This window comes from Streptomyces kebangsaanensis, assembly GCF_001906585.1.
GTDB classification, from domain to species: Bacteria; Actinomycetota; Actinomycetes; order Streptomycetales; family Streptomycetaceae; genus Streptomyces; species Streptomyces kebangsaanensis.
The window spans coordinates 15,113-29,121 of the sequence record NZ_JUJA01000023.1 but is presented as its reverse complement, the minus strand read 5'-3'; the positions used below and the strand labels follow the sequence as shown (position 1 = coordinate 29,121).

Genomic DNA, 14,009 nt, shown 5'->3' with positions numbered 1-14,009 from the left:
CCCGGCCCTGCTCGGACAGACCCTCGTCGTCATCGGCGGGAGCGCGGGCATCGGGCTGGCGACCGCCGGGCACGCCCGTGCCGAGGGCGCCTCGGTGATTCTCACCGGACGGGACCCCGAACGGCTGCGTACCGCGGCCACGGAGGTCGAAGCGCTCGGCACCGCCGCCTTCGACGCCGGCGACCCGGCGCGGCTGCGGCGGTTCTTCCAGGAACTGCCCGGGCCGATCGACCACGTGATGGTCACGGCTGGACACCCGTCCTACGGGCGCCTCCTGGACATGGACTGCGATCAGGCGCGCCGGGCGGTCAGCGAGCACATGGTGCTCGCCCTCGAGGTCGCGCGCCACGCCGCCGGCACGGCACGGGATGAGGCGCAGGCGGAGCTTGCCGGTGGGGGCCTCCCCCAAGGCCAGGTAGTTACGACTTGGTTCGCGATTGAGGTTGAGGCGTGCGGGCTGGCAGTTTGCCTGCTGGTCGGTCAGCAGGTGACCGGTCGGGCGAGCACCAGTTCGGTGCTGGTGCGGCATCGGCTGAGTCGGCGGGCAGCGCGGTCGGCAACCAGGCCGGCGATGGCCGCGTGGGTCTCGCCACAAGACTCGCGCCGTCCGATGTACCGCTGGAGCGGACGCCACTTCTTCTGCTCGCCGATGGCATGCTCGACCCGGATGCGGCGGGAGGACTGACGGCGGCGGTGCTCGTGCCAGGCGTTCAGGTCGCCAAGCGGGGCGTCGTCCTTCGGTTTCTTCGGCGGGGCGCTGATCTGGTTCGGGAACTCGTTGGCCAGGCCTCGGTAGCCCTCGTCGACCTCGGCCCTGACCTGAGGGTAGAGGCGGAGCAGTTCGGCGATGCCCTCGGTGCGCATGGCGGTCTGATCGTGCTGGCGCCCGGGCCGATTCGCCCCCGACCACAGCAGGCGGCCCTGGGGGTCACTGATGGTGGTGGTCTTGGCTGTGTTCTGCTTCTTCTTGCCAGAGACGAACGCCTTGCGGCCGGGTCTGCCCGCGCGGGGACGGCGGACCTGTACCTCGGTGCCGTCGATCCGCAACTCCACGCCCTCGGCGTCGGCGTAGGCGAAGACGTCTCCCAGGGTGCGCAGTCGTAGGCCGGGCCTGTCGGGGACGGCAAAGCCCCGTGACGCGAGCAGCGGCCGGATCTCGTGCACCGCCCGGGTGACGGTGGGGCGGCTCACTCCGTACAGTCCGGCCAGTACCGCGTGCGGCAATTGCAGGCGCAGGACGGCCAGAGTGACCAGCACGCAGTCGGTGAAGACCAGATGGTGGTGCGGCCCGGCTCCGGCTGCCCGCTTGCGCTCGCCTCCTCGCCGCTCGCGCAGCGCGGACTCGCACCGGGCGGTCCAGGGAGTGGCCAACTCCTCGATCAGACCGCCGAGATGTGCACGGGACAGGCCGCAGAAGGCAGGATGAGACAAGGCCGCACGGGCCCAGGCTGACGTCACAATCCACCCAACCCGTACGGCCGACGTCGCGTCACGGATGGCTGCCTGCCAGTGGCTACTCGACAGGCTCGGCGATCAGTGCCGTGGCCACAGAGCGGAAGCCGAGCCGGGCATAGATCCGGGCGACGTCATCGTCGCCCGCGGACAAGAAGACGGTCTCGATGCCTCGCGACCGGGCGTCGGCCACCAGCACTGCGGTGACCGCATGCGCAAGACCCCGACGGCGCGCGGTCGGCAAAGTTCCCACCCCGACGATCTCGGTAACCGCTCCGACCGGCTGGTGCTGACCGGCGCACAGCGCCGTGCCGTCCTCCACCGCGGCGGCAACGCACGTCAGACCGGCCAGGATGCGTGCCACCGCGCGTTCCACCGATCCGTCACCGGTACGGCCGCGCACCGCCTCGCCCAGTTCCGCCGGGCCGGCCGCACCGACACCGGTGCCAGGCTCGGTGAAGGCCAGGTGAGGAACGGCCAGCGCGCTCGGCAGCACGGGATCATCCGGCCCGACGGTCCGGACCACCACACCGTCGGCCACCTCGGGCACGGCAGGAGTCGGTACGTCCGGGCCGAGCACCATCAAGGGGTGCTCGTGCACCGCAAGCCCTGCCTGCTCGACCGCGGCCCGCAGCGCGGGCGCGGTCTCGGCGACCCACTCGAAACTCTCCGGGATGCCCAGTTCCCGCTGCCGGGCGCGGACCCGGTCCACATCGGCGGCACTCACCGCTCCGGACCATCCCAGGGTCGGACGTGCATAGAAGGGCCAGCCCTGCCCCTCTCGTATGAACAGGGTCAGCGGCCCGAAGTCCTCGACTCGGGCGCCGGAGCGGGGAACCGCGTCGTAGTACTGCTCAAGCCGGTCCAGCAGCTCACGGCGATCAGCAAGATCCGCAGACGTCACGCCGAGCATCCAAGCAGGAGCTCGGGAGCCACTGCCACCGTATTACGTCCTGTCACGGCCAGCTCCTGGATGAAGCGGTGATCAACTGCCGACAGCAGTATCGTGAACCAAGTCGTTGGCTGTGCCTGCACCGGGCCGCAGAGCCTTCTTCGACTGGGAGCGTCGCCTGTCACGGCAGTTGGTTGAATGCCTGGTCGGCGTCGGCTACGGCTTCGGGGTGGACGTCGTGGGCGGTGCGACCGTCGGCGATCTTCTGCCAGTTGGTCCGGGCGAGCACCCGTTGGACCGCGAGTACCTGGGCGGCTAGCAGGCGTGCCTGGATGCCTTCGCCGAGGGCGTCCGCCAGTGCCTCCTCGTCCTCGAGCTGGTACCGCGTGAGCCGTCCTGCCAGGCTCGGTGTGGTGAACACCAGCCGATGGAACGCCACCACCTCGGGGTGATCGCTGAGGCCGGTGACGGGGTCGTACCGATCGAGGCCGGCCCGGAAGTGCCGGTGCAGCGCCGTCACCGGCTTGATGCCGGACTTGCGGTCACGTACGACGCGTGCTGCCTCGCCCTGGTGATCCGCAAATCGGTACAGCACCAGGTCTTCCTTGGTGGGGAAGTACCGGAAGAGAGTCGGCTTGGAGATCTCGGCTGCCGCGGCGATGTCGTTGACCGAGACGCGGTCGAAGCCGCGCTCCAGGAACAGTGAGACGGCCGCGTCTCCAATGGCGTCGCGCGTCCGCTCCTTCTTGCGGGCCCGCAGTCCCGTCGACTCGCTCATCTGACCACCGTAACATTCGTAACCGAGTTGCTTTTTTAACCTAGTAACGTTTTCATGGGCGGCATGAATCAGATAGACATTCCTCCCGTGCTCGTCACTGGGGCGACGGGCCGGGTCGGCCGCGTCGTCATCGACCAACTCCTCGACGCGGGCGTGCCGGTCCGTGCCCTCACCCGTCGCTCTGAGGCGGCGGCGACGCTGCCGGCGAAGGTCGAGGTTTTCACCGGTGACCTCACTGTGCCCGAGTCGCTCGACCGGGCGTTGAGTGGTGCCGGTGCGGTCTTCCTCGTCTGGACCGCCCCGCCTCAGACCGCGGAGGCAGTCGTTGAGCGGCTGGCAGCCCACGTGCGGCGGGTCGTCTTCCTCTCCTCCCCGCATCAGACGCCGCATCCCTTCTTCCAGCAGCCCAATCCCATGGCGGTGCTGCACGCCGACATCGAGCGGCTCATCGGGGCCACCGGACTCGAGTTGACGATCATCCGGCCGGGGATGTTCGCGTCGAACTCGCTGGCTTGGTGGGCGCCCGCGATCCGGGCCGGCGAAGTCGTCCGGTGGCCTTACAGCGCTGCCGAGTCGGCACCGGTCGACGACCGCGACGTCGCAGCCGTCGCGGCGCGGACGCTCTACCAGGGCGGATACGTCGGAGGCGACTACGTCCTTACGGGCCCCGAATCGCTGACCCAAGCCGCGCAGGTGGACGTCATCGGTGACGCCCTGGGGCGCCGGATCGCATTCGAGGAGATGACGCCGGACGAGTTCCGAAGCTTGGGGGAGGGTACGGTGCCCAGCTCGGTCGTCGACATGCTGCTCGCCGCGTGGAGCGCGGCGGTCGGACAGCCCGCGTACATCACCACTGCGGTGGCCGACATCCTCGGGACGGCGCCGCGAACGTTTCGCCAGTGGGCCGTTGACCACGCCATCGCGTTCACGGAGGGTTCGTAACCTCGTCGACCGCGACCTGCGCCCCAGGTCGCAGCTCTCAGTCCGGCGTCGCCCCGGCCCTCGCCCCCGGAACGTGCCGATGCGCGTGGTGGCTGACGGGAGGAGGCTGGTCGGGCATGCCGGGGGCGGTGCTGCTGCGTCGGTGTGCGGACCGCACGGGGCTGACGGGTGCGCTGGCGAAGGTGCTGCCATCCAGCACAGCGGCCGGCTGGCGGGAACGCGCCGGGGTGCTGGTACACCTCGTGATCGCGGTCGTACTGGGGGCGGCGAACTTGTCGGAGGTGGAGCAACTCCAGTTGCATCACCGGCCGTTGTTCGGGCTTGCGGCCTCGGACTCCACCGCCCGGCGCACGCTGGCCGCGCTCGACGAGGCCACCCTGGCGAGGATCGCGAAGGTGCGGGCACGGGTGCGCCGGCACGTGTGGAGTCTGCTCCCCCTGAGGCCGGGCGGCTTCCCCTGGCTGGTCGTGGCGGGCAAGCGGCTGTGCGGGTGGATCGTCATCGACATCGACGCCACCATCATCACCTCGGCGTCGAAGAAGGCCGGCGCGGCGGTCACCTTCAAAAAGACGTTCGGGTTTCACCCACTGGCCGCGTGGTGTGCCAACACCACCGAGTCCCTGGCCATGCTCCTGCGGCCGGGGAATGCCGGCGCCAACACGGTGGCCGACCACGTGCGGGTGCTCACCGAGGCCCTCGCGCAGATCCCCGGCTCCTCGGCCGCGAAGATCCTGGTGCGGGTGGACGGGGCCGGAGCCACCCACGGGCTGCTGGAGCATCTGGAAGCCCTGAACACCACGCGGCGCACGGTCCGCTACACCGTCGGCTGGAAGATCACCGAGGACGACGAGCGGGCCATCGCCCGCCTGCCCGAGGCCGCCTGGGAGACCTCTCTGCACCAGGACGGCAGCGTCCAGGAGGGCTACTTCGTCGCGGAGTTGACCGGGGTGAACACCCGCGAGGGCTGGCCGGAGGGCATGCGGCTGATCGTGCGCCGCGTCAAGCCCTCCCGACGGCACCTGAAGAAGCTCACCGACTTCGAGCAGAAGACCGGCTGGCGCTACTGCATCACCGCGACCAACATCCACCGCATGTGGGGCATCGCCGGCTCGGGCCACGCCCAGTTCCTGGACGTGCTGCACCGCTCCCACGCCGGGGTGGAGGACCGGGTACGCACCAACAAGGCGATGGGCCTGGACAACCTGCCCTCCGCCTCCTGGGAGGTCAACCGCGGCTGGATGCTCGCCGCAAACCTCGCCGCCGATCTCGACGCGTGGCTGAGGCTGTTGGCCCTGCACGACATCGACGGCCTGGCCGAAGCCGAGCCGGACACCATGCGTTTCCGCCTCTACCACCTGCCCGCCCGACTCGCCGACCACGCCCGCCGCCGCTTCCTGCGGATCGAGCGGACCTGGCCCTGGGCGAAGGCGTTCACCACCTGCTGGCACCGGCTGACCGCCCTGCCCGCCGTCACCTGACGACCGGACCACCAGCCCGACGAGACATGGAAAGGAACAGGCCCGCAGGACGTCCGGGTGCCGTGGAACCCCGGCGCAGCCGCAGCGACACGCGAAGGCCCCGCCCGCGATCACGCGGAACAAACAGGGCGAACCGACGGAACGGTCATGCACTCACGACCGCTGAAGAATCGAGGTCAACAACCTGCTCTTCCCCGGCGCCCGCCAGGCCGTCCAGATCGTTCGCCGCCGCGTCCACCGCAAGACCGGGAAGATCAGCCTCAAGACCGTCTACGCGGTCACCAGCCTTACCGCCGAACAGGCCGGCCGGGCTCAGCTCGCCCGACTGATCCGAGGGCATTGGAGCGTCGAAGCCCCGCACCACGTCAGGGACGTCACGTTCGCCGAGGACGCCTCCCAGGTGCGGACCGGGAACGCACCCGGAGCAATGGCCACCTGCAGGAACCTTGCGATCGGAGCCCTTCGCCCGGCCGGCGTCCGGAACATCGCCTCCGGACTCCGACGAGCAGCCCGGGACCGAATTCGGACCATCGCCCTCCTCGGCCTCACATGATCAAAACGGACGAGTCCGGACAACACCGAAGCCCTGGCAGTCGGCCCACTCCGAGTACCATTCCTGCGAGGTTTCCCGGTCGGCGCTCCGCAAGGTGGCCTTCTTGCGCGCGCTTCGGGATTGCGGCGCCCGGCGTCGACGCTTCGAACAGAAACCCGCAGCGACGCAGCCGTACAGGGCGTCCACGCAGAGGGCAGTGGGGAATGAGTGTGGTGGAGAGCTGGTCCCGCGTGATGAGTCTTCTTCGGGAGCACGCCCCGGCCGATCATGCGGATCTGCCCGGGCCGGCCGCGGAACAGATGCTTGCGGCCGCCGAGGAACGGATGGGCATCCAGCTTCATCAGGACCTACGGGCGTGGCTGTTGCAGAACAATCTGGATCTTCCTGAGGAAGACGTGGACGACGATGTGGCGTGCTGTGGTTTCGTCGGGTTTCCGGACGAGGGAAGCTTCTTTCTGGGCATCCGGGCGATGGAGAGGCTCTACGCCAACCACTACATGACCGGTGGGGTCAACCCTCCGGATCAGCCGGACAATCCGTTCTGGCGCAATGAGTGGATCCCGTTCCTGTCGGACCAGGACGGCTGGATGGGGAAGTTCATCGACGTGCGGGACGGGCGTATCGGCAGGTGGTTCGTGGGCGACATCACGATCACGGGCGAGTACCCATCACTGGCTCACTATTTCGACTCCGTGGCAGAAATGCTGACGAAAATCGCCGATGGAAGCCATCCGACCTGCTCGGTCGCCGAAGGACGACTCGTCTGGTCGTGAAACCAAAGTGCTCCCCCGGTTGTTCCGGGGGCACTTCTCATCGCGCGCTTACGGCGTGGGCGCCGTGAACCCGTCCAGGTCGAGCCAGTAGTCGTCGTCCTCCATCAGGCGCTGCTGTTTGATGAAGTCGCCGAACGGCCGCATCGACTGGGTGTTCTGCCAGTTCGACATCGAGGACCGGTCACACGGCTCCTTCCACGTCGGTACCGGGGCAGCCGGACGCAGATGGAGCGTCATGGTGTCGTCGGCGTTACGCCTGACATAGGTCTGCACGCACTCCTTGCCGCTGTGGACGACGGGGTTGGGACCCGTGGAGTTTCCGGCGCTCTGGAACGAGTCGGCAAAAGCGAACTCGTCACAACTCCTTGAGTCGCTACGTGTCTCCCCTGCCTCCAGGGCCCACATGTCGCTGAACAGACCGGTGCCGCTGCAGGTTTTCCACTGCCTGCTGCAGATGAGCTGACGGTTTCGGTCCGCCTGCGTCTTGCCGGAGCCGTCAACGGCGAACTTCCACCCAACACGACGAGACGTCAGCAACCGGGCATCAACCGACCATGCCGAAGCCCTGGGCCACGAGGAGGGGCGTGGTCCCCGGTCCGGCCTTGATCGGAAAGGTAAGCCGTCAGGTCTCGTCAAGTCTGGAGAGAAGTGCGCCAGCGCACAGTGCATAGTTTCCCGCCGCCAGCAGGATGCCGACTTGGTTACTGTTGCGGTCGCCGGGCAAGCGTAGTGAAAGTTTCTCCAGCATCCGACAACTGAGCCCTAGAGCAGAGACCAGGCCGTCAAGCCCCTGACCGTGCTCGGAGGCATTTTGCACCGCGGCTACCAGCATTGATTCAGCAGCTTTCCGGTGAAGATCCGGGAGGGACACTCACGAACACTCCAGCAGTGTGCAGCAGGCGAAAACAAAGAGAGTCTGTCAGACGAGTACACCCGCATGGAAGACTCGTACGGGGTCCGAATTCGGGCTCTTCACAATGCAAAGTGTCTTCGGTGACGCTGATGGCGTCTGCGAGGCTGTGGGTGTGGAGCAGGGTCTTTGCGTGAAAGCGATCGGTCCGGGTTCGGATCCCTCGTCCGTGACGTGGCGTCATGTCCCGGTCTGGGTGGATAGCAGTACAGGCACGGCGCTGGTGATCATGTGGTTGTCGAGACCCATGAGAACCGAGCGAGACCGTGCCTGCCCCTGCGTCATCTCCCATGCCCTGCGCGCTGGATTACCTGGCCCGCGCCGAAGCTGTCGCGCCCGTCACCGATGCCGTGCGGCTGCACCACCACCTGGCCCGCGTACCCGATCCGCGTGATCGCCGGGGCCGCCTGTATCCGCTGGTTCCGCTGCTGTCGGCTGCCGCGGCGAGCATGCTGGCCGGCGCGCGGTCGCTGACCGCCATCGGCGAATGGATCACCGATGCTCCGCGCTGGGCGCTACGGGTCCTGGGCCTCGCACCAGATCCGCTGACCGGCCGGATCCCGGTGCCGCATCCGGGCACCGTGCGCCGACTGCTGGCCCGCATGGACGGCGACGTGTTGGGCGCCGCGATCGGCGTCTTCCTCGCCATCCGGGACACCCTCGCCCAGGAGGACGGGCTGCGGCCGATCGCCGTGGACGGCAAGACCGTACGCGGCTCCCGCACCACGAGCACCCCAGCCATCGCCCTGCCGGCCGCCATACAGACGGCGCACCGCACACTGCGGCCGCACATCGAGGTCGAGAACGTCGAGACCGCGTTGGAGATCGCCGCCCGCGGACACGCCGACACGATCGCGGCACGCGGCGTCGTCCACCGCCTCGCCGGCCAGCTGCCCCACCGGCTCCACTCCGCCCCGCTGGGGCCGAGACTCTACGACCACGTCGCCATCGTGCACCGCCGCCACACCACCCTCAGTCGGGCCACCCGCACCCTCATCGACCTCGCCACCACCCGCCTCCGGCAGGCGACGGCCCGAGGCAGGCAGGCCGACCCCTGAGTCGCCCTGACACACCTTCACTCGGACAGGACGGAGAAGCAGATTACGGATCCGCTTCCTTCTGCATCTCGGAGGAATGAGATCGCGCAGACCGGGAAGGAGCTGCGGCCGGCCACATTTCCGCCAGGGCGCCATCCATCCTTTCCGCTGCGTTGCCGGTGTGAAGTTCAAAGGGTGAAGACATGCAGGGCGACGACCTTCGCGGCCAGTCCGGCAGACGACCCCGTCGCACCCGACGAGGAGACGAAGGTGCAGGTCATCCGTCGAGAGTGGGGCTTGATGTCGACCTGTAACCGCACGGCCGGACCGGCTGTCGCGGCCCGCACCTCCGACGGGTTGACGCAGTTGATTGCGGTAGCAAATTAGCGCATTTGAGCCAATCCTGCTATGGTCGAAAGAAAGCCGCTTCTCTGGACCGGTCGATACGTGCGGATTCTGGCGACCGGATGGCTCCTTCCTGCCCGTGAGGGTGGGTGCGGGGTCGCATGGCGAAAATAAAGGGACATACGTGACGAACAGAAAAAGAGTAGCGATTATCGGTGCCGGCCCCTCGGGCATGGCTCAGCTGCGGGCCTTTGAGACCGCAGCGCGCGCGGGGGCGGACATCCCCGAGATTGTCTGTTTTGAGAAACAGGCTGACTGGGGCGGCCAGTGGAACTTCACCTGGCGCACCGGACTCGACGAGTACGGCGAGCCCGTGCACTCGAGCATGTACCGCAATCTGTGGTCGAATGGGCCGAAGGAAGCGCTGGAGTTCGCTGATTACACCTTCGACGAGCACTTCGGTCGCGCCGTCTCCTCATACCCGCCGCGCCCGGTTCTGTGGGACTACATCGCCGCCCGGCTGAAGAAGACGAACGTGCGCGATTTCATCCGTTTCCAGACCGTCGTGCGCTGGACGGAATACGACGCCGAGCGTGAGGTCTTCACGCTCACGGTCGAGAATCTCCCCACCGGAGAAACGACGACCGAGGAGTTCGACCATGTGGTCGTCGCCAGCGGCCACTTCGCTTTCCCCAACGTGCCGCATTTCCCTGGCATCGAGACTTTCCCCGGGTACGTCGCCCACGCGCACGACTTCCGCGGCGCGGAAGCCTTCAAGGGACAGGACGTCCTCGTCGTCGGCTCCAGCTACTCGGCCGAGGACATCGGCAGCCAGGCGTTCAAGATGGGCGCACGCTCGGTGACGGCGAGCTATCGTTCCGCGCCGATGGGTTACGACTGGCCCGAGGGCTTCGAGGAACGCCCCGTCATCAAGCGCATCGAGGGCAACACGGTCCACTTCGCCGACGGCACCTCGAAGCACATCGACGCCGTCATCCTGTGCACCGGCTACCTGCACAAGTACCCGTTCCTGCCCGACGAGCTCGCGCTGACCTCCCCGAACAACGTGTACCCGGACGGCCTTTACCGCGGTGTCGTGTGGCAGGACAACCCGCGTCTGGCCTACCTCGGCGCGCAGGACCAGTGGTTCACCTTCAACATGTTCGACGCGCAGGCCTGGTACGTACGCGACCTCATCCTGGGCCGCGCCGAGCTGCCGTCGGAGACCGAACGCTCCGTGTCCATCGCCGAGTGGCGGGAACGTTTCGAGAGGCTTTCCTCGGACGCCGAAGAGGTCCGCTTCCAGGCCGACTACGTGCGTGATCTGCTGCGGCAGACGGACTACCCCGAGTTCGACCTCGACCGGGTCGTCGAGATCTTCCTCGCGTGGAAGCGCGACAAGAAGGCCGACATCATGGGCTACCGCGACCGTGTCTACCGCTCGGTCATGACGGGAACCCTGGCCGCCGAGCACCACACACCGTGGCTCGAAGAACTCGACGACTCGATCGAGCGCTACCTCGCCGAGGAGCCCGCCAAGACCCCGCAGAACGCTGAGCGCAGCCTGGCGGCGTAACTCCCCGAGGCCGGGGGCGGACCCCACTACGGGTCAGGGGCCCAGCAGCTCTCGCTGCGGGCCCCTGACCCGTATTCATGGGGTGGGCACAACTGGGGGATGTCGGTTGCCGGGGTCAGGGGGCAGAGTCATTGCGTGAAGTGATCTTGTCCGGGTTCATCTGGTGAGACCGAGGGCGGTCAGGGGTCGGTGGCGGTCGCGGGCGGCCTGGCGGAGGGCCGCGGCGATGTCGGTGTGGCCGTCCTGGCGGTGGACGCTGATGGCGAGGTTGCTCCCCCAGCCTTCGGCCGGGAGGTGCCCCAGGCCGGCCATGGTGCGGGGCAGGGCGGCGGTGCGGACTTTGGAGTCGTCCTCGCGGAAGGTGCGGTCTCTCACGTGGTGCAGCAGGTTTGGGCTTGATCCGCTTTGACGGACATCCGAGATCAGGGGTTGAGTCCCCGGAAGGATGTCCACCATGGGGAGCATGGGGAAGAAGAAGCCGAGTGCTCGCCGCTCGTTCACGCCGGAGTTCAAGGCGGAGATCGTCGAGCTGTGCCGACGCGGTGACCGCTCGGTCGGTCAGGTCGCCAAGGACTTCGGCCTGACCGAGACCGCGGTGCGCGACTGGGTGAAGCAGGCCGAGGTCAACGCCGGCGAGCGCGACGGCCTGACCAGCAGCGAACGCGAGGAACTGACCCGACTGCGACGGGAGAACCGCCGCCTGCGGGAGGACGTGGAGAGCCTCAAGCGGGCCACGGCTTTCTTCGCGACGGAGACCCGGTGAACGTGCACCCGTTCATCGAGGCGGAGAAGGGGGCAGGTCACAGCGTCAAACGTGCCTGTGAACTGCTGAAGGTCTCCCGTGCCGCCTTCTATGCCCGCCGCACCGGCGCCGTCGGCCCCCGGGCCGTGCAGGACGCGGAACTGACCGAGCAGATCACCGCCGTCCACGTCCAGTCCCGTGGCACCTACGGGGCCCCACGCATCCACGCCGTCCTCCGGCGCGAGGGTACGGCCTGCGGCCGCAGACGCATCGCCCGGCTGATGCGGGCCGCCGGGCTCGCCGGCAGACACCGCAGACGCCGACCGCACCACGATCCCCGACCCGCACGCGGCCAGCCGCCCGGACCTGGTCCTGCGCGACTTCCGGCCCGACCCGACCGCGACCGACGCCCGCTGGTGCGGCGACATCACCTACATCCCCACCGACGAGGGCTGGCTCTACCTGGCCACCGTCATCGACATCGCCTCCCGGCGCGTGGTCGGCTGGGCCACCGCCGACCACCTGCGCACCGAGCTGGTCGCTGATGCCCTGCGGTCCGCCTGCCGCCGACGCCGCCCCGCCGGATCAGTGAGCTTCTTCAGCGTTGCCGCTCCAGGGTGAGGACGGCTTTGGCGATTGACGTCATGCGGTTGGGGCTGCATCGGGATCTGCGGAAGATCCGCCAGGACTTCAGGCGGGCGACGCCGCGTTCGACCGGTGCCCGTGCCGTGGCCAGGGCCCGGTTGACGGTCTTCTCGGCGGGGGTGAGTTCCTGCAGGGGCCTGCGTTTGATGCCTGTGGTCAGCCAGGGGCCGCCGCCCTGGTGGGCGGGATCAGCCAGGATGGGGACGCCCTGGCGCTTGCAGATGCGGATGATGCGGTGGGTGCGGGCTGGGGGAGGTCAGGTCGTGAGCCCGGCCCGGCAGCGCGGGTGAGAGCCACAGCCGTCGGCCGTCCGGATCGGTGACCACCTGCACGTTCACGCCGTGCCGGCGGTGCTTGTGGGAGGAGTCCGCGCGTGAGTCGCCGACCCGGTCGCGCTCGGCGAGGGTGCCGTCCAGCAGGATGAAGTCGGGGTCGGCCTCGCGCAGGACCTTCAGCAGACCCGGCGCGCGCCGGGCGAGCGGGTGGATGACCGCGCTGGTGCAGGCGTGGGCGGTGGACTCGCTGATTCCGAACCCGGCAGCGATCTTCGCCAGGGTGGTGTGCTCGCGCAGGTACACCAGTGCCCCCATCGCGCGCTGAGACGGGCGGAGCTTGCAGCGCCGGTCGCCCTCACGGGTGACGATGAGCATGGTGACCCACTCCACGAGCGCATGCGGCAGGTCGAGTGCGGCAGGATGGATGACCAACGAGGCCCCTGAGCAGCGTGGTGGAGACGTCAGACATCTCGATCAACTGCCCGGGGGCCTCGCTCGTTGCGCTTGGCGGGCGTCACCTGATCGGGGCCCAGCTCGAAGAAGCTCAGTGGGGCCGTTCCAGCGAATGGCGGGGACGTGGACAGCGGTGAGCTTGTTGGCGTGGGCCCAGCGGATGAGGTGCCCGGCCGTCTGGCGGTAGGTGGTGGATTCGCCGATGAGCCGCTGGTCGAGGTCGGCCTGCTGACAGGTCTCCAGGGTGAGGCCGTGGTCCCTCAGCCCTTTCAGGAAGGCGACGGCCGCGTGAGCGCGTTGACGTGCGGACATAAACCCCTGCGGGGTGAGTGGACTGCCGTTGTTGCGTTGGCGAAGCCGCCGGACCAGGTGCCAGATCGTGTACCGGCGCAGGACTGAGCGTTGTTCGGCGTCCTGCTGGGATGCGAGGAGGCCGGTGAGGAAGCGATCGAGGCGGATCATGTACTCGTCCCGCTCAGGCAAAACACCGACACTGACGAGAACTTGGCGGAGACGGGCGAGGGACGGGCTGCCGGGCAGTTCGTCGAGGGCATCGTGGGCCAGGGCTCGTCGGCCGGACGCGAGGTCGGACAGAACCGGGGAGACGGACGGCTTGTTCAGCCACCGCCTGGCGGTGACGGGGTGCTCGGCGGTGGCGATGTTCTGCCGGAGGGCTTCGAGGCCGGGGTGGAGGGCATCGGACGGGGGACCCAGCAGCTCGTTGAGCCGCCGGTTGATGAGACAGCGAGCGCACCGGCCGGGGTGCGGGTAGTCGGGATCGGTGCAGGTAGGACAGGTGTGCCAGACCTCAGGAGCGGTGCAGTCAGCGCAAAGGGGCTGGTCGAGGGTGCCGGAGACGACCGCCGCGATGCTTCCACAGACCGAGCACGAGGCTGAGCGGCGCCGGCAGTCCGGGCACTACGTCCGGCCCGTGGTCCGGGAGGTGCCGCAGGGCTTCTCCTCGCCGCAGATGCTGCAGGTCGCGGTAGGCAGGGAGGGACAGATGGAGCAGAGGCACGCGACCGCCGCGGCACGGCAGGGAAGTCCATGCCACGGCGGTCTCGGGGACTACGCGCAGTATTGCTGCTCCTTGCCGATCGACCGGTACATGCAGTCGGCGTTCTCGATCAGTTGCAGCACCGCGTCGCGGTTGCGGCT

The 14,009-nt window shown here is 68.3% G+C and carries 14 protein-coding genes and 3 pseudogenes; 10 read left to right on the top strand and 7 right to left on the bottom strand.

Annotated features, from left to right (window positions below; all coding sequences use genetic code 11):
* Positions 1-7: 7 nt before the first annotated feature.
* A pseudogene (locus RH94_RS02545) lies at positions 8-304 on the top strand (SDR family NAD(P)-dependent oxidoreductase); the annotation flags it as partial.
* A 176-nt stretch (positions 305-480) separates the two neighbouring features.
* On the opposite strand, the gene RH94_RS02540 reads toward RH94_RS02545, so the two are convergent.
* The 3 genes from RH94_RS02540 to RH94_RS02530 form a co-directional block, all read right to left on the bottom strand.
* Positions 481-1,431 carry a transposase gene (locus RH94_RS02540; RefSeq protein ID WP_234425486.1) on the bottom strand — a complete coding sequence of 317 codons (951 nt, stop codon included), beginning with the start codon at positions 1,429-1,431 and terminating at the stop codon, positions 481-483.
* 82 nt (positions 1,432-1,513) lie between these two features.
* Complete coding sequence (locus RH94_RS02535; protein ID WP_073946037.1) at positions 1,514-2,365, bottom strand: GNAT family N-acetyltransferase; 852 nt, start codon at positions 2,363-2,365, stop codon at positions 1,514-1,516.
* Positions 2,366-2,525: 160 nt separating this feature from the next.
* The gene (locus RH94_RS02530; protein ID WP_073946036.1) at positions 2,526-3,122 is read right to left on the bottom strand and encodes a TetR/AcrR family transcriptional regulator; all 597 of its coding nucleotides are present in this window, start codon (positions 3,120-3,122) and stop codon (positions 2,526-2,528) included.
* Between the two features lie 63 nt (positions 3,123-3,185).
* On the opposite strand from RH94_RS02530, the gene RH94_RS02525 reads away from it, so the two are divergent.
* On the top strand, positions 3,186-4,064 hold the full coding sequence (locus RH94_RS02525; protein WP_234425485.1) for an NAD(P)H-binding protein: 879 nt from the start codon (positions 3,186-3,188) through the stop codon (positions 4,062-4,064).
* Positions 4,065-4,180: 116 nt separating this feature from the next.
* Complete coding sequence (locus tag RH94_RS02520; RefSeq protein WP_073946034.1) at positions 4,181-5,542, top strand: IS1380 family transposase; 1,362 nt, start codon at positions 4,181-4,183, stop codon at positions 5,540-5,542.
* A 145-nt stretch (positions 5,543-5,687) separates the two neighbouring features.
* On the opposite strand, the gene RH94_RS40545 is transcribed toward RH94_RS02520, so the two are convergent.
* On the bottom strand, positions 5,688-5,882 hold the full coding sequence (locus RH94_RS40545; protein ID WP_158073005.1) for a hypothetical protein: 195 nt from the start codon (positions 5,880-5,882) through the stop codon (positions 5,688-5,690).
* A gap of 416 nt (positions 5,883-6,298) precedes the next feature.
* Here RH94_RS40545 and RH94_RS02510 point away from each other — a divergent pair, with 416 nt between their 5' ends.
* A complete protein-coding gene (locus RH94_RS02510) occupies positions 6,299-6,868 on the top strand; it encodes an SMI1/KNR4 family protein (RefSeq protein ID WP_073946033.1) in 570 nt (189 codons plus the stop codon).
* A gap of 48 nt (positions 6,869-6,916) precedes the next feature.
* Here the strand turns inward: RH94_RS02510 and RH94_RS42025 are convergent, their stop codons facing one another.
* Positions 6,917-7,141, bottom strand: coding sequence for a hypothetical protein (locus RH94_RS42025; RefSeq protein WP_073946032.1), 225 nt, complete (start codon positions 7,139-7,141; stop codon positions 6,917-6,919).
* A 927-nt stretch (positions 7,142-8,068) separates the two neighbouring features.
* Here RH94_RS42025 and RH94_RS02500 point away from each other — a divergent pair.
* Both RH94_RS02500 and RH94_RS02495 read left to right on the top strand, forming a co-directional pair.
* The gene (locus tag RH94_RS02500; RefSeq protein WP_073946031.1) at positions 8,069-8,836 is read left to right on the top strand and encodes a transposase family protein; all 768 of its coding nucleotides are present in this window, start codon (positions 8,069-8,071) and stop codon (positions 8,834-8,836) included.
* A 463-nt stretch (positions 8,837-9,299) separates the two neighbouring features.
* Positions 9,300-10,736, top strand: a complete 1,437-nt coding sequence (locus RH94_RS02495) for an NAD(P)-binding domain-containing protein (protein WP_234425484.1) — start codon at positions 9,300-9,302, stop codon at positions 10,734-10,736.
* A 156-nt stretch (positions 10,737-10,892) separates the two neighbouring features.
* Here RH94_RS02495 and RH94_RS02490 read toward each other — a convergent pair whose 3' ends face one another.
* Entirely contained in the window at positions 10,893-11,111 is a 219-nt protein-coding gene (locus RH94_RS02490) for a hypothetical protein (protein WP_073946029.1), read from the bottom strand.
* Positions 11,112-11,190: 79 nt separating this feature from the next.
* Here RH94_RS02490 and RH94_RS02485 point away from each other — a divergent pair, with 79 nt between their 5' ends.
* The 3 genes and pseudogenes from RH94_RS02485 (at position 11,191) to RH94_RS46535 (ending at position 12,099) form a co-directional block, all read left to right on the top strand.
* Positions 11,191-11,499, top strand: a complete 309-nt coding sequence (locus RH94_RS02485; protein WP_143203939.1) for a transposase — start codon at positions 11,191-11,193, stop codon at positions 11,497-11,499.
* Positions 11,496-11,789: pseudogene (locus tag RH94_RS46540) on the top strand (IS3 family transposase); the annotation flags it as partial. The gene RH94_RS02485 and the pseudogene RH94_RS46540, both read left to right, overlap by 4 nt.
* 22 nt (positions 11,790-11,811) lie before the next feature.
* The gene (locus RH94_RS46535) at positions 11,812-12,099 is read left to right on the top strand and encodes a DDE-type integrase/transposase/recombinase (RefSeq protein WP_107428604.1); all 288 of its coding nucleotides are present in this window, start codon (positions 11,812-11,814) and stop codon (positions 12,097-12,099) included.
* Here RH94_RS46535 and RH94_RS02475 read toward each other — a convergent pair.
* Positions 12,077-12,830: pseudogene (locus RH94_RS02475) on the bottom strand (transposase family protein). The gene RH94_RS46535 and the pseudogene RH94_RS02475 overlap by 23 nt on opposite strands.
* A 423-nt stretch (positions 12,831-13,253) precedes the next feature.
* On the opposite strand from RH94_RS02475, the gene RH94_RS39340 reads away from it, so the two are divergent.
* Positions 13,254-13,748: a hypothetical protein gene (locus RH94_RS39340; protein ID WP_107428603.1), complete on the top strand. Its 495-nt coding sequence runs from the start codon at positions 13,254-13,256 to the stop codon at positions 13,746-13,748.
* Positions 13,749-14,009 lie beyond the last annotated feature (261 nt).

Excerpts from the sequence above, each read along its gene's own strand:
- RH94_RS02535 (WP_073946037.1), bottom strand. The coding sequence starts at position 2,365 with ATGCTCGGCGTGACGTCTGCGGATCTTGCTGATCGCCGTGAGCTGCTG.
- RH94_RS02530 (WP_073946036.1), bottom strand. The coding sequence starts at position 3,122 with ATGAGCGAGTCGACGGGACTGCGGGCCCGCAAGAAGGAGCGGACGCGC.
- RH94_RS02525 (WP_234425485.1), top strand. The coding sequence starts at position 3,186 with ATGAATCAGATAGACATTCCTCCCGTGCTCGTCACTGGGGCGACGGGC.
- RH94_RS02520 (WP_073946034.1), top strand. The coding sequence starts at position 4,181 with ATGCCGGGGGCGGTGCTGCTGCGTCGGTGTGCGGACCGCACGGGGCTG.
- RH94_RS40545 (WP_158073005.1), bottom strand. The coding sequence starts at position 5,882 with ATGCCCTCGGATCAGTCGGGCGAGCTGAGCCCGGCCGGCCTGTTCGGC.
- RH94_RS02510 (WP_073946033.1), top strand. The coding sequence starts at position 6,299 with ATGAGTGTGGTGGAGAGCTGGTCCCGCGTGATGAGTCTTCTTCGGGAG.
- RH94_RS02500 (WP_073946031.1), top strand. The coding sequence starts at position 8,069 with ATGCCCTGCGCGCTGGATTACCTGGCCCGCGCCGAAGCTGTCGCGCCC.
- RH94_RS02485 (WP_143203939.1), top strand. The coding sequence starts at position 11,191 with ATGGGGAGCATGGGGAAGAAGAAGCCGAGTGCTCGCCGCTCGTTCACG.